Below are 18,370 nucleotides of genomic sequence, written 5' to 3'. Positions count from 1 at the left end.
GTGGCGCTACGTTGCCAAGCTTGCTCGTCGCCCTGCGATATTCCCCGCGGGGAACTCCTCCCTCTCGTTTGGGATATCCAAGCAAAAGTTCCCCGCGGGGAACACGCGCGGTTGCCGCCGGCGATAGAATCGCGCTACCGCATTATCTACGCCAAATGTTTGTAATATCGGCATTCAGCGTAATTACGGGATTTTTTATAAAACGTTAACCATCCAGGCGCTTAGTAGGCTTGCCAAAATGGGAGAGTGTGGTGACACGACATCTGAGCAGCCTCGCCTTCATGCAGACATTCTCTGCGAAGCTGGACGTTGCACTGGGCAATCTTAGCCTCGCGCAATTCCCCCCGAATGCCCGCCGCACGATGCGCAAATTCAGCTCCTCCGAAGTTGCCGCGCTGCTCAACGTCACCGAAGCCTATATCAGGCAGATTTCGCTGAAAGAGCAGGGGCCATCTCCCGAGGTCGCAAACGGCCGGCGCCTCTACTCGATGGAGCAGATCCTCGAGCTCAGGATGCACCTTGCGCAAAACGGCCGGAAGAAGTGGATGAGCCCGCGACGTGTCGAGGGCGAACAGTGCCAGATTCTGGCGATCACGAATTTCAAGGGCGGTTCCAGCAAAACCTCAACCACGATCCATCTTGGCCACTATCTGGCCTTGAAAGGGTATCGCGTGCTTGCCGTGGATCTCGATCCGCAGGCGTCGTTGACCAGCCTTCATGGAAGTCTGCCCGATTTCGATTACCGTGATGGCGATACGCTCTATTCGGCCATTCGTTTCGAAAATCCCGTTCCCACCGAGCAGGTCATTCATCAGACCCACATTGCGGGTTTCGATGTCATCTGCGCCGGTCTTGAATTGACGGAATTCGAAACCGCCGTTGCATTGGAAATGCGCAAATCCGGCGGTACGAGCTTCCTGTTGCGGGTTTCGCAGGCATTGGAGCAGATCGCGGATCGCTACGACATCATCTTGATGGATTCGGCACCGTCGCTGAACTTTCTCACCCTGTCGTCCCTTACGGCGGCGACGGGCGTTCTGATACCCGTTCCCGCTCACATGCTCGATGTCGACTCGACAGCAAAATTCCTCGAGCTTGCCGGGTCCTACATGCAGATCCTTGAGCAGGTGGGGACCTCGGCGCAATGGGATTTCGCCAAGTTCCTGATCACCAAATTCGAGCCGAACGATCACCCGCAAGCGAATATGACGGCGCTGATGCGGCAGGTATTTGGCGACGATCTTCTTTTGAATGCGGTGATCAAGTCGACCGCCGTCGCAGATGCATTGACTTGGAAGCAGAGCCTTTACGAGGTGCAGCGGGCCAGGTTCTCCGCGCCGAAGACCTATGACCGGGCAATTGAATCGATCAATGCCGCGAATGCCGAAGTCGAAGAGCTTCTCTGGAAAGCATGGGGGCGTCAATGAGCAGAAAAGATTCCAAGGGCATGTTCGCAAACGTCCTGGTCGGGCTCGCGGAAGAAGCATCCACGCCGCCGCTCGCGACATCGCCGTCGCCGCATCTCCTCAAGGTCGCCGCCGGCGTTCGACAGCTTCAGGAACGCGGTGAACTTGCCGATAAGCTGTTGCGGAATGCGGATCATATTATCGAACTGGATGTAGATGCGGTTTTGCCGTCGCAAATCCGCGATCGGTTCGACGGTGCTTACGAAACCGACCGGTTACAGGATCTCGTAGAGTCGATGCGAGAGCATGGACAGACCACGCCTGGCCTGGTTCGACCCATCAGCGGGGAGGGAGGCAAATTTCAGATCGTCTTCGGCCGGCGCCGTCTTGCGGCCGCAAAGCTTCTCGGCATCAAGTTCCGGGCGATCGTCCGTGATCTTTCCGATGAACAGGCGATCGTCATCCAGGGCGAAGAGAATGCCAATCGCGATGACCTGTCCTTCATCGAGAAGTGCGTTTTCGCCCTCAGTCAGGAAGAGGCAGGGTTTAAACGCGAAGTGATCTGCGCCTCGCTGGCGACCGGAAAATCGCACATCTCCGAGATGCTCCAGATCGCAAGAAGCTTCCCAAAAGCAGTTCTGGCGGGCATTGGCGCCGCTCCGGAGACCGGGCGGCGGCGCTGGGCGCAGTTGGCTGAGCGTTGGAGCGCAAATGCCGATGCTAGAGGGATCGCGGAGCGCATTCTCACGGGATCGGATGTTCAGCCGCTTTCCAGCGACAACAGGTTTGCCGCCGTGCTGAACGCGGTCTCCACTGCCAAGGAGGCTTCTCCAGCCGCTGTGGACCATGTCCAAGAAGTTGTTTCCAAGGGATTGACCCTTGCGGTGGTGAACTATGCCAAGGCGGGAACCAAGCTCACGTTCACGAAGGCCGTCCCGGACGATTTCGTCAAATATCTGCTGCATCGAATCGAGGGACTGCACGAGGAATATCTCGGTGAAACTCAGAAGGCGCAGGACCAAAGCAAGCGGGAAACTCGATAGATCTGGACATAAGGCGGCGAGGGTGCTTGGCTGAGCATATTTCGACGAGCTAGAGCAATTCCACGATAAGTGCGTGAGCCGCTTTCCGTCTGGGGTTGCGTAAAAACAATAAGATAGAGCATTTGACGGGATAACGAAACGACATGGCGCCGGAAACGGACGATCAAGAGAAAATCGATTCGACCTTTCGCAACGGATCGTTGACGGCCGTCGGAATCCTTGTCGGTTTCTCGCTGAGCTTCATCAATCGCTGGGTTTCCGGTCCGAACGACTGGAGTCGCATCGACATCCTGCCGATGACGGTCATGGTGATCGGCATTGCCGTGCAGGTGAAAGTCTTCGCCGATTTACTGGCAAGGGATTCGCTGCTGGTGGTCAAATATGACCGCGCGCGCCGTCTCTTTATGATCGGGGTGATCATCGTGGCGGTCGGCATCGCAATCGCTCTCGTCAACGATGTTCTTGGCATCAGCAGTCAGAAAATGCTTGGCTAGACTGCTTGCTGGCGGGCTGAAAACATGTCTTTTCACGCCCGATCCGGCTGCCGCGCTACAGCCGGCGAAGCGCGATCTCGCTTGTTATGATCGATTTGCCGGTGCCCGGATCGCGGTCGATCGTTCGCAGATTGAGGCTATTGCCGCCGACTTCCTGTATCGTCATATTCGCCGTGCGGTCGCCATTGACCTCTTTTGCCCAGCGGACGGCAAGATCAATGGTATTGCCCTGGCGTTTTCCGGACAATCCAGAACGTCCCCCTGACGGGCCGACATAGACGCCGCTATAGCGCGCGCCATTCACCTTGAGATCGGCAGAGATCGCGCGGCTCACGACGAGCATGCCCCGGCAATTGCCGCGCATGGAGAGGGAAGGCCCGGTCGCCGTCAAAGCGAAGGTACATGCAACGTTGATCGGTGACGTTCCGATCCGACGGATGACGGTTCCTTTGCCAGTCCATTTTCCCTGCAGGGATTGCAGGAAATTGCTCTCGTCTGCGGCAGCCAAAGTTGGCAAAAGGCCGATTGACGTAATCAGGAGGACACGAGCGAAGCACGACATGAGAGAACCCCCGAAAGACGAATTTCCCCGAACGCCTATATGTCCGTATAGTTCCTTGCATTTTGAACGCAGATACCGGTCGTTATCGACAATGGCCCGGAAAGACGCAGCGGGCAAGTTGTACTACCCTTTCGGTTCCCAGCCGTGGTAAATTGAAATTGCCTCGGCAATGCGGTCACTACTTTTTACAGCTTCCTCTAATTTAATTTTGAGCTCATTTACGGCTGCTAATACTGCGCTCCGCGGTGCGGAGCGTGGTGCCGTTCCGTTTGGGGTAGGGCGACCAAGTACCAAGGCAAACGAAAAAAGCCTTAGCAGAATACCGAACTAGGTCTTCCAAGTCATGGAGCGGTGGGTTCAATGGCTCATATCATCATCATCAATCCGCGTTTCGAAACCTCCTATTGGGGCATGGAACACGCGCTTCCGTTGTTTGACGTAAAAGCGAACCTTCCGGTCGCCTGCCTGCCTCTGCTGGCGGCGCTCACGCCTGCCGAACACACCGTTACGCTTGTGGATGAGAATGTCGAGCCGATCGACTACGATCTCTGCGCGCAGGCCGATATCGTCGCGCTCACGGGCATGATCGTCCAACGGTTTCGGATGAAGGAAATCTTGACCGAACTTAAGCGGCGCAATTGTTTTGTGGTCGTCGGCGGACCGTGGGTTACCGTCAAGGAGGACTATTTCGACGGGCTTGTCGACGTCACGTTCATCGGTGAGGCCGAGGAGACCTGGCCGAAATTCCTGCTCGAATGGGCAGAGGGCCGTCATGTCAGGCGCTACGAGCAATCCGACAAGACGGACATGAGCAAGGTGCCGATCCCACGTTTCGATCTGTTGAAAATGGATGAATACGCGCTCGGCAGTCTCCAGTTCTCGCGGGGCTGCCCGTTCACATGCGACTTCTGCGATATCATCGTCGTGTTCGGGCGAAAGCCACGGATCAAGACCAGCGCACAGATCGTCGCCGAGATGGAGGCATTGCTGTCAGCCGGAATGGATACGGCATTTATCGTCGACGACAATCTCATCGGCAACAAGAAGGCGATCAAGGAAGTGCTGCGCGACGTCGTGGCCTGGCAGGAGCGTAATCATTACCCGATGACCTTCCTCACCGAAGCCTCGATCGATCTGGCCGACGATGACGAGCTGATGCAGCTCATGGTCGACGCTAATATCCGTATTGTCTTCATCGGCATCGAGACGCCGAACGAAGCAGCGTTGCGCGAAACCAAGAAGCTCCAGAATCTCAGAAAAGGCGGGACGATGCTGGAGAAGATCCACACCATCCAGCAGACCGGGATGGAAGTGTGGTGCGGCATGATCTTGGGTTTCGACAGCGACGACACGACGATCTTCGACGCCCAACGCGTCTTCATCAAGGATGCGCGGATCGTCAACGCCATGATCGGCATGCTGGCCGCCATTCCGAAGACACCGCTTTATACGCGCCTTGAGAAGGAAGGACGGCTGGACCACGACGATCCTCCGGCCTTCGGCACCAACGTCATTCCCCTTAATCTCAGCCGGGAAACCCTGCGCGACGGCTATCTTTCCGTGCTGAGCGATCTTCATCAGCCCGCCGCCTATCTCGACAGGCTCGACGCGCTCTATCTCGATGCCCGTATTCAGCCGGAGCGGACGCGCCTGCGCCATCTGCGCCGCCATCCTCTCCGCCTGATTGCCTTAAATCTGACGTGGGCGTTCGAGGCCGCGGGTATTTTCACAAGACTGATGCGTCGGGTTCAGGATCCGGAGTTGCGAAATATCTATCGCCAGCGCTTCTGGAAACTGCTGTTGCGCCGTCGTTCTCCGGTGATCCTGCAGATCTATGCCATCAAATGTGCCATGCATTATCACGCGCACAAAATGGTCCAGCAGATGCGATCCGGCGGCGACATCGTCAATTCCTTCTGATTGGTACCCGACGGGGTAGGGGAGGGCAGCCGATAGCGGGTTTGCGCCCGCTGGCGTGTCATTACGTCCAAACACTTTCGGGTGTCAGGATATCGAACGGGACGATGCGTTGTTCGATGGATGCCGTGTCCTTGTATTCCACACGGCGCAGCATCACTTCGATCAATTCCTGCGGCATCTTATCGAGCGGATGGCATATCGACGCGGTTATCAATCCCTCGTTCAGCCCCTTTCGCGTCTCAGGTCCGATGTCGCGGGAGATGACGTGAATATTCTGCCGCCGCTCCGGAGGCAATTCACGCAGCGCGCGCAGAACCCCGGAAATGCCGCCTCCGTTCACAAAGAGGCCCCTCAACTCGCTTTCCTCCTCGACGAGTTTGTGAACGATCTCATAGGCGTTCTGCGGCTCCTCATAGGTCAGAAGAGAGTCGCTGATGATGAGTTCCGGCGCATGTTCGCGCATGTAAGCGCGGAAGCTCGCATCCGAAATGTCCTGGCATTGGTAGCGGTTGGTGCCGATCAACGGAAATACCTTTCCGGGCTGGCGAGCGGTCTTATTGATGAACCAGGCGGCGGTTCGTCCAACTTTCCAATTATCGGTTCCGACAAATCCCGCCCGGCTGGCGGCCGATAGGTCCGTCACGAATGCGATCACAGGCACCCCTTTGCTCCGCAACTCATCGATCGCTTGGCTGACTAACGGGTGATCCGCAGTCACCACCGCAATGGCGTCGGCTGTTTCACCCATCTTCAACAAATTGGCAGATACGGCCTCGGGGGAAAGATCGTCCTCAAAGACCACTTTGGGCTCGATCATCACATCGCTGCGCCGCAAAGCGGATGACGTCAAAGCCTCAGCCCACATTTGATAGAGGGGCCGATGCGATTGCTGCATCAGAAATCCAAGCTCCCGATGCGGCAGGTTATCACGCTTGCGTTCACGCAGCGCCCCGAGGCCATAAAAGCCAATTGCGTCGGCAGCCTCCAAGATACGATCGGCAGTATCTCCCCTGACGGTGCCAGTTCCGTGAAGCAGCCTGTTGATCGTGGAAAGGCTTACATTCGAAGCCCGAGCGAGATCAGCAATGGTTGGTCTATTCATACGGCGACCCCGGAATGCGTCATTCATGAATGACATGTTTTGGAACTAAATGCGTGATGGTGAAGTATTACAGTTTCGCTTTGGCATCTCAAGTATTAAACGTCATGACGCATTAAGTGGCCCTCATTTGGGAAGGGTTCTGGGAGGAAGACATGAAACGCATGAAGTTAATCGGCGCGGCTATCCTTACGACCGTCGCTTTGAGCCTTGGCGCGTCCACGGCGTTTGCCGCCAAGATTTTTGTCGTGGGTGGCAAGCCGGATGATCCGTTTTGGTCGATCGTCAAGCGCGGTGCCGAAGATGCGGGTCTCGTGGTAAAGCAGCAGGGCGGCTCCGTTACCTGGCTCGGTCCGCAGAACTACGACAACCTTGGCGTCGACGCAGCCGAGCTTATTCGCCAGGCCATTTCGCAGGGAGCCGATGCCATCGTCGGGCCGGACTGGGTTCCGGAAGCCATGGATCCCGCCTTCAAAGCCGTCGTCGACGCAAAAATACCCTTGATCATCTACAATGCCGGTGGCGTTGCTGCGGCTGATCGCCTGGGCGCCATGAACTACGTCGGAAGCGACGACTACAAGGCGGGCGTTGCGGCCGGCGAGTATTTCGCAAAGCACGACATTAAGAATCTGGTCTGCATCAATACACTGCCGGGTGCTGCGAACATCGAAGCTCATTGCCGCGGCATGACCGATGGAATCAAGGCGAAGGGCGGAAAGGGCGACACGCTCCCGTTGCCGGCGACCTCCTTCGGCAATTCCACTGCCGTGGCGCAGGCAGTGAAAGCCTATTTGCTTCAACATCCCGATGTTGGTGGTGTCTATACGATCGGCAATGTGGATGCGAACTCGGCCATCAACGGCATCATGCAGGCCGGCAAAGTTGGCAAGATCAAAGTCGGTGGTGTGAACATGGATGAAACCATCTTGAACAACATCAAGTCTGGCACGCAGATGTTCACCATCGACCAGCAGGGCTACCTGCAAGGCTATCTCGCCGTTTCGATCCTCAACGGCAAGGTCAACAATGGTTTGACCGTTCCGACGCGTGAGATCTTGACCGGCCCCGGTATCGTCGATGCGTCCAACGTCGACGCCACGATGGCGGGTGTCAAAAACGGCGCTCGCTGAGCGACGAAGTCACGTGGCTGCCCGGCCCAATATGCCGGGCAGCAAACCGAGCGCCAAACACGAATGATCGCTTGATTAGCGCTATCCGGACACATGCCAATTTGGGAGGGAGGAACCAATGGTCTCTGCCGTACAATCCAAGCCGACCGCAGTTCCCGCCAGTTCAGGTCTGCTGCGATCCATGGGACAACTCGTAAGGCGGCCAGAAGCCGGCTCCTTCATCGGAATGATTGCGGGTTTCGTTTTCTTTGTCGTGTTTGGCGGGGAGACATTTGTTTCCGCCGCCGGCTTTGCCAGTTGGCTGAACATCGCCGCAGAAATCGGAATCGTCGCCCTACCGATCGGACTTCTGATGATTGCCGGCGAGCTCGATTTGTCGGTAGGTGCGGTGATCCCGGCGTCTTCGCTGACGGTCGCAGTGATATCCGGCCACTATGGTGCGCCTGAATTCGTGGGCATCCTGGCAGCGCTTGGAATGGGGCTGTTTGTCGGCTTCATGAACGGTTTTATCGTCCTTCGCACGCGCGTTCCTTCTCTCATTGTCACGATCGGGGTCATGTTCGCGGTCATGGGGCTCACCCTGGGCGTTTCGGTCCTGCTGACCGGATCAACGAGCACGGCGATCGTGCCGAGCGCGACTTCGAAGGCCCTGCTCGGCCAGTTCGTTGGCGGCATGTTCGAGGTGACGATTTTCTGGTGGCTCGGGATCGTCGTGGTTCTAGCCTACCTGTTGCATGTTTCGCGTTTCGGCAACTGGATCTATGCCCTCGGAGGCGACCGGATCAGCGCACGCAACGCCGGAATTCCCACCGAACGCCTGACCATTTCGCTTTTCATGATCAGCAGTTTTTGCGCAGCCTTCGTCGGGGTATCGCAGGCGATGGTCTATCAGAGCGCGCAGGTCGCGGGCGGACAGTCCTTCATCTTCAATTCGATCATGTGTGTCGTCATCGGCGGCGTGCTGCTGACCGGAGGCTTCGGATCGATCGTCGGCATCGTCTTCGGCACCATCACTTTTTCGATGGTCAACCAAGGCATCTATTTCACCGGGTTCGATCCGAATTTCGGCAGCGTCATCATCGGAGCACTCCTGTTGATCGCCGTGCTCATGAACGACACGTTCCGGCACATGGCACTCTCCTACTCAACCAAGAAAAAGAACTGAGGGCGGTGCGATGAACACTTTTTCGCTCGGAAATCTTCTTCGCCGGCCCGAAGCCGGTTCGGTGATAAGCCTCGTCGCGGTCATCCTGTTCTATGTCATCTTCGGCGGCGTCGCGCTCGGCAGTCTTTTTGGTGCTGCCAGTTGGGTGAACTTCGCCGCCAATCTCGGGATTGTGGCCATTCCCGTCGGAATGCTCATGATCGCCGGCGAGCTGGATATTTCGATCGGTGCAATGATCCCCGCGGGCTCGATGAGCGTCGCCATCGTGTCTGGCTACTATGAAATGCCGATCGTCGTCGGGATCTTGGCCGCTCTCGGCGTCGGTGTCCTGGTCGGGTTGGTCAACGGTATCCTTGCGGTGCGGACGTCCGTGCCCTCCCTGATCATCACCCTCGGCACCCTGGTCGCAATGCAGGGCCTCATCCTCAGTGCCTCGGTGCTGCTGACGGGCAATGCAAGCGTCGCGCTTACCGCGCCCGAATGGAGCAAAATGGTCTTCGGTCAGCTTCTGGCTGGCAGCTACCAAGTGATCATCCTGTGGTGGCTGGCGCTGACGGTCGTCTATGTTTTCGTCATTCACTTCACTCGCTACGGCAACTGGATTTTCGCCATGGGCGGAGACAAGGTGAGCGCCCGCAATGCCGGCATCCCTACGCGCAAGCTGACCATCTGGCTTTTCGTGATCTCTTCGACCAGCGCTTCCTTTGTCGGCATGTGCGGAGCGATCCTGTTCAATTCGGCCCAAGTGTCCGGCGGCATGAACTACATTTTTAACGCCGTTGTATCGGTCGTCGTTGGCGGCGTGCTCTTGACCGGTGGTTTTGGATCGGTCGTCGGGATCTTTATCGGCACTCTGACCTTCGCAGTCGTCAGCCAGGGCATCTATTTCACCGCGATCGATCGAAACTGGTCCAGCTTGATCATCGGCATCATGCTGCTCGTGGCCGTCTTGATGAACAATACCTTCCGCAACATGGCGTTGACTTATGCGCGCCCTAAGAAAGGCAAGGACTGAGCCATGACGAAACCGGTTCTGGAACTCAAAAACGTCAATAAGTCCTTCGGGCCGATCGATGTCCTGCACGACATTTCGCTGAAGGTCCATTCCGGAGAGGTCCTGTGTCTCCTCGGGGATAATGGCGCGGGAAAATCGACCCTGATCAAAACGCTCGCCGGCGTGCACAAGCCTACCTCCGGACAGATCCTCATGGACGGCCAGGAAGTGCTCTTCGACCGTCCCAAAGATGCGGCCGATCGCGGTATCTCGACCGTCCACCAGTTTGGCGGAACCTTTCCGCTGATGAGCATCGGTCGCTCCTTTTTCGTCGGCGTCGAGCCCACCAAGAAATTCGGTCCGTTCACCATTTTCGACCGCAAGACGGCAAACGAAGTGGCGGTCAAGGCCGTGCAGGAATTCGGTATTACCCGCATCGACGATGGCGACCGGCTGATCGGCGGGCTGTCGGGCGGTGAGCGCCAGTCGCTCGCCATCGCGCGTGCGGTGCATTTCGGCGCCCGGGTACTGATCCTGGACGAACCGACTGCGGCGCTGGGCGTGAAGGAAGCCGCGCACGTCCTTCGGATCGTGCTGGAGGCACGCAAGCGTGGTCTCGCGGTGATCTTCATCACCCATCAGGTCATGCACGCGATGACGGTCGGGGATCACTTCGCCGTCCTCATACGCGGAGCGTTGGCTGCGGATTTCCGCAAGGGCGAGAAGAGCCGCGAAGAAATTACCGATCTGATGGCTGGCGGGGAGGCGATGGCCGAACTGGAAGCTGAGATCGAAGCTCACACGAACCGTGAGCATCCCGCTGTGGCCTGACCCGCTACCGAAGCGAGCCACCACCAGAAGATCAACACCGGCTTACCCGCTCTTGCGGGTGAGATCGCCAAGCGCAACCTTTTTTGGGTGACCATCATGAAAATCGCTCTCGACCCCTTTATGCACCGCCATCTAAGCCTTGAAGACCTGCCCGCGAAGGTCAAAGAACTTGGCTATGATTGGATCGAACTATCCCCGCGCGGCGACTTCCTTGAATGGTTCAAAGCGCCGCGCGTGTTCCCCGACCGGATCAAATCGTTCAAGCGCGCGCTGAAAGATGCCGATGTCGGCATCGCATCCCTGCTGCCGATGTATCGTTGGGCATCCAATGACGAGGCAGAGCGCCAGGCGGCGGTCAAGCACTGGAAGCGTGCCATAGAGATCGCCGTCGAGCTGGAAGTGGATGTGATGAATTCCGAGTTCGGGCGCGGGCCGCATCCGGACAAGGGATCGTGCTACTGCTGCCATACCGGATCGATGATCGAAGCCTGCGAGGACGCGTGGTGGCGCTCGATGGAAGAGCTGGTGCCGATCTTCGAAAAGGAAAACATTTCGCTTCACGTCGAGCCGCACCCGGAAGACTGGTGCGAAACGCTGCAGCCAGCGCTCGACATTATCCGCACGGTGAACTCGAAGAACGTCAAGTTCCTCTATTGCGCCCCGCATACCTTCTATTTCGGTGACGACACCAAGGCGATGCTGCGCGAGGCCAAGGATGTGCTTGCGCACGTCCATGTCGGCGACACGTTCAACCATAAGGCCTCATCCGGCCTTCGCTACATTCTCAATCCGCCCGGCACGCAGGCTCGCGTCCATCAACACCTGAACATCGGCCAGGGCGAGGTTCCCTGGGATGAATTCTTCGGCACGCTGGCCGACATCGGTTTCGACGGCGTCATGACCGCCTGCGTCTTCGCTTGGGAGGACAAGGCCGACCACTCCGGCAAATTCATGCGCTCGGAAATGCAGCGCTTCATCGACAAATATTGGGGGGCGAAATGACCCTTAAAGTCGGTGTCATCGGAACCGGGATGATCGGGCAGGATCACATTCGCCGCCTGACCAAGGTCCTGTCGGGTGTCGATGTGGTCGCTGTGAACGACATTGATGTCAAGCGAGCAGCATCCGTCGCGCCGGGGGGAGCCGTTGTGTTCGAAACGGCGGGGGATCTGATCCGTTCGGAAACCGTAGAGGCGGTGGTCATTTGCTCTTGGGGGCCAGCCCATGAGGCGCAGCTTCTCGACTGCATTGCCGCCGGCAAGCCGGTCTTCTGCGAGAAACCGCTCGTCACCACCGCGGCGGCGGCCCGCCGGGTGATTGAGGCGGAAGTGGCTTTCGGGCGCCGCCTCATTCAGGTGGGTTTCATGCGGCGCTTCGATGGCGACTACAGGCGCCTCAAGGCGGTCATTGACAGCGGGAGCCTTGGCACCCCGCTGACGTACCGCTCCGTCCATCGCAATGCCTCCGTGCCTGCCGGCCTCTACACATCGGACATGCCGCTCAATGACACGCTCGTTCACGACGCGGATATTTCGCGATGGCTGTTGTCGGATGAAGTGAAGGGCGTCGAAGTACGGCTTCCACGACGCTCTTCTCGAGGCGGCGATCTGCGTGATCCGACCCTGGTGCTCCTGCACCTGGCGTCCGGGGCGCTGGTCGATGTCGAAATTTCGGTCAACATTGCCTATGGCTATGATATTCGCGGCGAAGTGAGCTGCGAAAACGGGGTGGCAAGCCTCCCCGAGCGCCCTTCCGCAGTCATCCGAGACCAGCACGGTGTTCGTCAGCGCGTACCGGAAGATTGGCGCGAACGCTTCATCGATGCCTATGACCAGGAGTTCCGCGAGTGGATTGCCGCTGCGGGACAAGGGACGACGACCGGACCAAGCACCTGGGACGGCTATGCCGCGACGCTGGTTGCGGACGCCGCGCTGCGCGCCGCGGAAACTGGCGCATTCCAACCCATCACAATGGTTGCAAAGCCTGGACTCTACGACACCGCGATCGCCCAGGCGGCCGAATGAACTGAATTCCCGTTTAAGAAAGATGATCTCATGATCAATGGAGAAAGAACCATAAGACGCCCTCTGCGTTGGGGCATGATCGGCGGCGGGCGCACCGGCCAGGTCGGTTACAAGCACCGTACCGGCGCGCTTCGCGATGGTACCTACAGGCTTGTCTGCGGGGCCTTCGACCTTGACGCTGCGCGCGGTCGGGATTTCGGTGTGAACCTCGGCGTCGACGCGGACCGCTGCTATGCCGACTACAAGGAACTTATCGCCAGCGAGAAAGCGCGCGAGGACGGTGTCGAGGTCGTCTCGATCGCCACGCCAAACTTCACGCATTACGAAATCACCAAGGCGTGCCTGGAGGCAGGGCTCCATGTGATCTGCGAAAAGCCGCTGTTCTTCACCGTTGCCGAATGTGAGGAAATCGAAAGGCTTGCGGAGAAAAAGGGCCTGATCGTCGGCGTGACCTACGGCTTTACCGGCCACCCCCTCGTTCACCAGATGGCCGCGATGGTCAAGAAGGGCATGCTGGGCGAAATCCGCATCGTCGACATGCAGTACACCCACGGCTTCAACTCTGGTGACGATGTCGGTGCGGGTGAAGCGGTGAAATGGCGGACCAATCCGAAGACGGCAGGCGCGACCTTTGTTCTCGGCGATATCGGCACGCATCTCTACTACCTGTCCGAAGTCGTGCTGCCGGATCTGAAGATCGAAAAGCTGCTCTGCGACCGCAAGGCCTTCATCCCGACCCGCGCGCCGCTTGAAGACCACGCCACGGTGCTCATGCATTATGACAATGGCGCTCGCGGCCGTCTCTGGGTGTCTTCGGTGAACGCCGGCAATATGGGGTCGCAACGCTATCGTTTCGTCGGCTCGAAAGCCTCGATCGAGTGGTCGGACTCGCATCCAGATCAATTGATTTATGAAGTTCAGGGCGAGCCGAACCGGACCCTTCATCACGGAATGCCATACCTCGAGGAAGAAAGCCTCGCGATCGATCGAATGGGTGCATTGCACACAGAAGGTCTCGGCGATAGCTGGTCGAATATCTACCTGTGGATCGCACAGGCGATTGACGCGAAGAACCGCGGTGACGAAGCCTTCCTGAAAACCCATCAATACCCGGGCATCAAGGCCGGCACGGAGGGTGTTCGCTGGCTGGAGAATTGCGTCCGCTCGGCCGATGCGGGCTCTGCCTGGGTCGATTTCAAATAGCAGGAACCGGGGGCGCGTTGGATATCCTCCCATCCTCCTCCCGAACGCGTCCCCAACACTCTCAGCAAGAAAGACAAAGCCATGAAACTATCCATTTGCACCGACGTGATGGGCGACCTTTCCTTCACGGATATGCTCGACAAATGCGTAAAGCTCGGCGTCGAAGGCATCGAAATGACCGGCGGCGGCTGGTCGCGCGCACCGCATTTTCGGGCCGACGAACTTTTGGCCGACAAAGGGCTTCTCAGGACCAAGCTCAAGGAAATCGAAGCCCGCGGTCTGGAGATCGCGGCACTCAATTGCTCGGCGAACCCGCTCGATCCGGGCCACATGGGCCAACGCCATCGCAAGGAGGTGGAGCAAACCATCCGTCTTGCCGGCGAGATCGGTATCAAGACGATCGTAACGATGTCCGGCCTTCCGGAAGCCGCTCCTGGCGACATGGTGCCCAACTGGCTCGTCTATACGAAAAGCTGGCCCGAGGAGGTGCCCGAGCGTGATCGCTACCAATGGGAAGACCGCGCCTTCCCGCTCTGGCATGATCTGGTGAGGCTCGCCAAGGAGGTTGGTGTCGAAAAATACGCGCTTGAGAACTTCTCGGCGATGCTCGTATGGAACCCGGAGACCCTCTTCCGCCTACGCAACGAAGTTGGTCCGATGGTCGGTATGAACCTCGATCCCAGCCATCTGTTCTGGAAAGGTGCTGATCCCATTGCCGGCGCGCGCGCCTTAGGCGCTGCAATCCATCATTGCCACGGCAAGGACACTCGTATCGAACGAGGACTTGCGGATGTGAACGGTCTCCTGGAACTCAAGGAGGTGACCGACGTCGCCAACCGCTCATGGAACTATGTTGCCGTCGGTGCAGGGCATGACCTGCAATGGTGGAAGGAGTTCTTCTCGGTTGTCCGTATGGCTGGGTACAACGGCTGGGTCAGCCTTGAGATGGAAGATTTCACCATGTCCACCGAGGCCGGCATCCAATCTTCCATCGATGCCCTTCAGGCGACGATCAGCCGATGACGGCGCCTTACAAGTTCATCATCACGATCGAACTTCTTCCAGGGACGCGGGACGACATCCTCGCCCGCGCGCCCGAGGTGCAAGCTGCGACGAGAGCGGAAGCTGGTTGTCTCGCCTATGACTTCTTTACCTGCACTGACGATCCGGACCGCCTGATCTTCGTGGAGGCATGGAAAGACGAGGCTGCCCATGCCGAGCACCTCTTCCAGGAGCATACGCAACGCTTCATCGCGTTCCACGAACAATTCCATCGTTCTTCGACCTTCGAGACGATCAACGCCGAGACTTGAATGTCCAACCCGATCACCATTACCACCGCTCCCTGCTGCTGGGGCGTCGATGACGTGAATAACCCGCACCTGCCTCCTTGGGAAAAGGTGCTGGACGAGGCGCAAGCCGCCGGTTTCGGCGGGCTTGAGCTTGGGCCTTACGGCTACCTGCCGCTCGACCTCGGTCTTGTGTCGGAAGCGTTGAACAAGCGCGGACTGCGGATCGTGGCGGGCACGATCTTCGACGATCTCGTTTCGCCCGCAAACCGCGCCAATCTCCTTCGTCAGACCGATGAGATCTGCTCTCTCATAACGCAGTTGCCGAAACCGGAAAAGCATTCCCGGCAGCGCTTCCAGGCACCCTACCTAACGGTCATGGATTGGGGGCATGATGAAAGGGACTACGCTGCCGGACATCCCGACCGTGCCCCGCGACTCGACGATGGTGCGTGGAATGGCATGGTGGAAAATATCCACGCCGTCGCCGCACTTGCTCGCGACAAATACGGCGTGCGGGCAACGATCCATCCGCATGCCGGCGGCTATATCGAGTTTGCCGATGAGCTGGAGCGTATCGCCGCGGACATCCCCGCCGATCTGGCTGGCCTCTGCCTCGATACCGGGCACATGGCCTATTCGGGCATGGACCCCGTTGCCACCCTGCGCCACTACTGGAATCGCGTCGACTATATTCATTTCAAAGATATCGACGCCAAGGTCTACCAGGAGGTCATGGGCGAGCGCATCCGATTCTTCGAGGCTTGCGCCAAGGGCGTCATGTGCCCGATCGGCCGCGGCTCGATCGATTATCCGGCAATTCGCGCGCTTCTGACCGAACTCGGCTACGGCGGCTACATCACCATCGAACAGGAACGCGATCCGCTTAATACCGGCAGCATATTGGAGGATCTGGCCGCCAGCCGGACGTTCCTGGCGCGTGTCGGTTTCTGAAAGCTAGGAGATTTAGAGAGGCGCTTCCGATATGTCCTCCAACTTGCGTAGATCTTTACCCAATCTCGCTGATATGGACGGTATCTCAATAAGAAAATTGAGCCTCTGGCGCGTTGCCGCGGTTCGGGGCATCCTGTGGTGGCCGAAAATTGTACTTTATGGCAGTTGGAGGAATACCGATGCGCTGCTTTACCGTACTTGGACCCTCGCAGACCGGAAAATCGACGGTCGTTGAAAAGCTCAGCTCCCTGGAGGGACCGCCGCGAAAATCCAGCTCCCCTTACGGGCTGAACCTCACGGAATTTACCTTTGCAAACGAAACCTGGTGTGCGCTGGACGCGCCGGGACCTAATGAAGCGCTGGCGCATGTGCAGCACGCGCTTCTTGCCAGCGACGCCTGCATCCTATGCATTTCACCGGCGCCCGAAGAGGCTGTGCTCGCCGCGCCCTATCTGCGCGTGATCGAGGCGTCGGGAACGCCCTGCATCCTCTTCGTCAACCGGATTGATGAACCGCGAGGGCGGCTGAGGGATGTGATCGCAGCGCTTCAGGATTATGCCAATCACGCGCTTCTGCTTCGCCAGATTCCGATCCGCGAGGGGGACAGGATCGTCGGTAGCTGCGATCTGATCTCGGAGCGGGCGTGGCGCTACCGGGAAGGTCAGACCTCGGCGCTGATCGCAATCCCCGAAAGTACCGCCGAGCGCGAGCAGGAAGCGCGCACCGAGCTGCTGGAACATCTCTCCGAGTTCGACGATTGGCTCCTCGAGGAACTGATCGAGGATCGAGAGCCGGCCAGCGACGCGCTTTATGCCATCTCATCGCGGGTTCTCAAGGAAAATAGGGTGATCCCGGTCCTGATCGGTGCCGCAAGTCACGGCAACGGCATGATGCGGCTGATGAAGGCTCTGCGCCACGAAGCGCCGCCGGTCGCGGCCCTTCGTCAGCGTCTTGCCCGTGCCGGCGCTGTCGACGAAGGAAAGCTGACAGCCGTAAGCTTTCATGCCTATCATCGTCAGAACATCGGCAAGACGGTGCTGGTGCGTGCGCTTGGTGAGGGACTGCGGCAAGGCGCATCGCTCGGCGGTTCGAGCCTCGGCCCCGTGCAGGATCCGGCAAACGGACGATCCAATGCGGCGGTCGCACCTGCGCCGGGGGATGTCTTCGCGGCGGTCAAGTCCGACCACCTGCCCGTCCCTTCGCTTTTGACGTCAGACGCCACGGTCGCGCCGCCTGAGTGGACGGAGCCACCCACGCCGATGCTGGAAAGGATCCTGATTCCGGGCAGCGAACGTGATGAAAACAAGCTCTCCGAAACGCTGGCAAAACTTTCCGAGACGGATCGCGGCTTGATCGTCTTGCAGGAGGAGGGCACTGGCGCCCAGCTCGTGCGCGCCCAGGGGCCGGTGCATCTGCGCGATCTCTGCCGAACCCTGGCGGATGTCTTTCATATCGACGTGACCGATCGGACGCCCAGCCCGATCTACCGCGAGACCATCGCGAAATCATCGGATGTTCATTACCGCCATCGCAAACAGACCGGCGGCGCCGGGCAATTCGCCGATGTGAAGCTGAATATTCATCCCAACGCGCGTGGCCAGGGTTTCACCTTCAACGAAACGGTCAAGGGCGGTGTCGTTCCGCGCAACTACATTCCTGCCGTCGAAGCGGGCGCGCGCGAAGCGATGGAGAAAGGGCCGCTCGGTTTTCAGGTCATCGATGTCGGGGTAACCCTGTCGGATGGCCAGCACCACGCCGTCGACAGTTCGGAACACGCCTTCCGGACCGCGTCGAAAATGGGTGTGCGGCAGGCGCTTTCCGAAGGATCGACTGTCTTGATGCAGCCGATCTTCCGCAGCGAAATCCACATACCATCGGTCTATTCGGGTAATCTCGTCCAGATCGTCTCCGCGCTCAAGGGGCAGGTTCTCGGCTTTGACCGGGATGAAGCGTCCAAGGGATGGGACATCTTCCGCGCACTCGTTCCGGGCAGCGCACTCGACGATCTGGCGCGGGCGCTGCGCTCGGCGACGCAGGGCATCGGCTATTTTTCCAAGGCCTTCGATCATTTCGAAGAGCTATACGGCAAGGAGGCTGACGCCGTCATCAGGGCGCACGAGACCGCGCGGGTCGAACACTGAAGCTATGTAGCGGCCGTGGATGGTTTGGCTGGCCCTCGCTTATTGAGCGAAGCGCCAGCCTATCCGCGGCTTCGAAATGGACGAGCCGACATCGGTCGCATTTCCCTTAATTTAT

Annotated in this window: 17 protein-coding genes; 15 read left to right on the top strand and 2 right to left on the bottom strand. The window is 58.5% G+C overall.

Annotation, left to right across the window (positions count from 1 at the left end):
• Positions 1-251: 251 nt before the first annotated feature.
• The 3 genes from repA (at position 252) to QD357_RS15265 (ending at position 2,943) form a co-directional block, all read left to right on the top strand.
• The gene (gene repA / locus QD357_RS15275; protein WP_183938410.1) at positions 252-1,427 is read left to right on the top strand and encodes a plasmid partitioning protein RepA; all 1,176 of its coding nucleotides are present in this window, start codon (positions 252-254) and stop codon (positions 1,425-1,427) included.
• Positions 1,424-2,449, top strand: coding sequence for a plasmid partitioning protein RepB (gene repB, locus QD357_RS15270; RefSeq protein WP_414124545.1), 1,026 nt, complete (start codon positions 1,424-1,426; stop codon positions 2,447-2,449). Before repA ends, repB begins: the two co-directional genes overlap by 4 nt.
• Before the next feature lie 143 nt (positions 2,450-2,592).
• Positions 2,593-2,943, top strand: coding sequence for a hypothetical protein (locus tag QD357_RS15265; protein WP_183938412.1), 351 nt, complete (start codon positions 2,593-2,595; stop codon positions 2,941-2,943).
• Between the two features lie 55 nt (positions 2,944-2,998).
• Here the strand turns inward: QD357_RS15265 and QD357_RS15260 are convergent, their stop codons facing one another.
• Positions 2,999-3,505 carry a hypothetical protein gene (locus tag QD357_RS15260; RefSeq protein WP_183938413.1) on the bottom strand — a complete coding sequence of 169 codons (507 nt, stop codon included), beginning with the start codon at positions 3,503-3,505 and terminating at the stop codon, positions 2,999-3,001.
• A 360-nt stretch (positions 3,506-3,865) separates the two neighbouring features.
• Between QD357_RS15260 and QD357_RS15255 the strand changes: the two genes are divergently transcribed.
• A complete protein-coding gene (locus tag QD357_RS15255) occupies positions 3,866-5,425 on the top strand; it encodes a B12-binding domain-containing radical SAM protein (protein ID WP_414124544.1) in 1,560 nt (519 codons plus the stop codon).
• Between the two features lie 61 nt (positions 5,426-5,486).
• On the opposite strand, the gene QD357_RS15250 is transcribed toward QD357_RS15255, so the two are convergent.
• The gene (locus QD357_RS15250) at positions 5,487-6,527 is read right to left on the bottom strand and encodes a LacI family DNA-binding transcriptional regulator (RefSeq protein ID WP_183938415.1); all 1,041 of its coding nucleotides are present in this window, start codon (positions 6,525-6,527) and stop codon (positions 5,487-5,489) included.
• A gap of 152 nt (positions 6,528-6,679) precedes the next feature.
• On the opposite strand from QD357_RS15250, the gene QD357_RS15245 reads away from it, so the two are divergent.
• From QD357_RS15245 to QD357_RS15195, 11 genes are all read left to right on the top strand, one after another.
• Positions 6,680-7,654 (top strand): sugar ABC transporter substrate-binding protein, encoded by a 975-nt coding sequence (locus QD357_RS15245; RefSeq protein WP_414124543.1) that lies wholly within the window; start codon positions 6,680-6,682, stop codon positions 7,652-7,654.
• A 118-nt stretch (positions 7,655-7,772) separates the two neighbouring features.
• Entirely contained in the window at positions 7,773-8,819 is a 1,047-nt protein-coding gene (locus QD357_RS15240; RefSeq protein WP_183938417.1) for an ABC transporter permease, read from the top strand.
• Between the two features lie 10 nt (positions 8,820-8,829).
• A complete protein-coding gene (locus tag QD357_RS15235; protein WP_414124542.1) occupies positions 8,830-9,834 on the top strand; it encodes an ABC transporter permease in 1,005 nt (334 codons plus the stop codon).
• A gap of 3 nt (positions 9,835-9,837) precedes the next feature.
• Positions 9,838-10,644 carry an ATP-binding cassette domain-containing protein gene (locus QD357_RS15230; RefSeq protein WP_183938419.1) on the top strand — a complete coding sequence of 269 codons (807 nt, stop codon included), beginning with the start codon at positions 9,838-9,840 and terminating at the stop codon, positions 10,642-10,644.
• Positions 10,645-10,740: 96 nt separating this feature from the next.
• Positions 10,741-11,646 (top strand): sugar phosphate isomerase/epimerase family protein, encoded by a 906-nt coding sequence (locus QD357_RS15225; RefSeq protein ID WP_183938420.1) that lies wholly within the window; start codon positions 10,741-10,743, stop codon positions 11,644-11,646.
• Positions 11,643-12,668 (top strand): Gfo/Idh/MocA family oxidoreductase, encoded by a 1,026-nt coding sequence (locus QD357_RS15220; RefSeq protein ID WP_183938421.1) that lies wholly within the window; start codon positions 11,643-11,645, stop codon positions 12,666-12,668. Before QD357_RS15225 ends, QD357_RS15220 begins: the two co-directional genes overlap by 4 nt.
• A gap of 30 nt (positions 12,669-12,698) precedes the next feature.
• Complete coding sequence (locus tag QD357_RS15215; protein WP_183938422.1) at positions 12,699-13,871, top strand: Gfo/Idh/MocA family protein; 1,173 nt, start codon at positions 12,699-12,701, stop codon at positions 13,869-13,871.
• An 81-nt stretch (positions 13,872-13,952) separates the two neighbouring features.
• Positions 13,953-14,894, top strand: a complete 942-nt coding sequence (locus tag QD357_RS15210; RefSeq protein WP_183938423.1) for a sugar phosphate isomerase/epimerase family protein — start codon at positions 13,953-13,955, stop codon at positions 14,892-14,894.
• Entirely contained in the window at positions 14,891-15,184 is a 294-nt protein-coding gene (locus QD357_RS15205) for a putative quinol monooxygenase (protein WP_183938424.1), read from the top strand. Before QD357_RS15210 ends, QD357_RS15205 begins: the two co-directional genes overlap by 4 nt.
• A complete protein-coding gene (locus QD357_RS15200; protein ID WP_414124541.1) occupies positions 15,185-16,114 on the top strand; it encodes a TIM barrel protein in 930 nt (309 codons plus the stop codon).
• A 179-nt stretch (positions 16,115-16,293) separates the two neighbouring features.
• The gene (locus QD357_RS15195; RefSeq protein ID WP_183938426.1) at positions 16,294-18,255 is read left to right on the top strand and encodes an elongation factor G; all 1,962 of its coding nucleotides are present in this window, start codon (positions 16,294-16,296) and stop codon (positions 18,253-18,255) included.
• The last annotated feature ends 115 nt before the right edge of the window (positions 18,256-18,370 follow it).

The sequence above is a fragment of the Rhizobium sp. BR 317 genome (assembly GCF_047445835.1).
Lineage (GTDB): Bacteria > Pseudomonadota > Alphaproteobacteria > Rhizobiales > Rhizobiaceae > Rhizobium > Rhizobium paranaense.
The sequence above is the reverse complement of the archived record's forward strand: the minus strand, read 5'-3'. Positions and strand labels throughout refer to the sequence as shown.

Excerpts from the sequence above, each read along its gene's own strand:
- QD357_RS15210 (WP_183938423.1), top strand. The coding sequence starts at position 13,953 with ATGAAACTATCCATTTGCACCGACGTGATGGGCGACCTTTCCTTCACG.
- QD357_RS15220 (WP_183938421.1), top strand. The coding sequence starts at position 11,643 with ATGACCCTTAAAGTCGGTGTCATCGGAACCGGGATGATCGGGCAGGAT.
- QD357_RS15215 (WP_183938422.1), top strand. The coding sequence starts at position 12,699 with ATGATCAATGGAGAAAGAACCATAAGACGCCCTCTGCGTTGGGGCATG.
- QD357_RS15250 (WP_183938415.1), bottom strand. The coding sequence starts at position 6,527 with ATGAATAGACCAACCATTGCTGATCTCGCTCGGGCTTCGAATGTAAGC.
- QD357_RS15255 (WP_414124544.1), top strand. The coding sequence starts at position 3,866 with ATGGCTCATATCATCATCATCAATCCGCGTTTCGAAACCTCCTATTGG.
- QD357_RS15200 (WP_414124541.1), top strand. The coding sequence starts at position 15,185 with ATGTCCAACCCGATCACCATTACCACCGCTCCCTGCTGCTGGGGCGTC.
- QD357_RS15230 (WP_183938419.1), top strand. The coding sequence starts at position 9,838 with ATGACGAAACCGGTTCTGGAACTCAAAAACGTCAATAAGTCCTTCGGG.
- repB (WP_414124545.1), top strand. The coding sequence starts at position 1,424 with ATGAGCAGAAAAGATTCCAAGGGCATGTTCGCAAACGTCCTGGTCGGG.
- QD357_RS15240 (WP_183938417.1), top strand. The coding sequence starts at position 7,773 with ATGGTCTCTGCCGTACAATCCAAGCCGACCGCAGTTCCCGCCAGTTCA.
- QD357_RS15195 (WP_183938426.1), top strand. The coding sequence starts at position 16,294 with ATGCGCTGCTTTACCGTACTTGGACCCTCGCAGACCGGAAAATCGACG.
- QD357_RS15225 (WP_183938420.1), top strand. The coding sequence starts at position 10,741 with ATGAAAATCGCTCTCGACCCCTTTATGCACCGCCATCTAAGCCTTGAA.
- QD357_RS15245 (WP_414124543.1), top strand. The coding sequence starts at position 6,680 with ATGAAACGCATGAAGTTAATCGGCGCGGCTATCCTTACGACCGTCGCT.
- QD357_RS15260 (WP_183938413.1), bottom strand. The coding sequence starts at position 3,505 with ATGTCGTGCTTCGCTCGTGTCCTCCTGATTACGTCAATCGGCCTTTTG.
- QD357_RS15205 (WP_183938424.1), top strand. The coding sequence starts at position 14,891 with ATGACGGCGCCTTACAAGTTCATCATCACGATCGAACTTCTTCCAGGG.
- QD357_RS15235 (WP_414124542.1), top strand. The coding sequence starts at position 8,830 with ATGAACACTTTTTCGCTCGGAAATCTTCTTCGCCGGCCCGAAGCCGGT.
- QD357_RS15265 (WP_183938412.1), top strand. The coding sequence starts at position 2,593 with ATGGCGCCGGAAACGGACGATCAAGAGAAAATCGATTCGACCTTTCGC.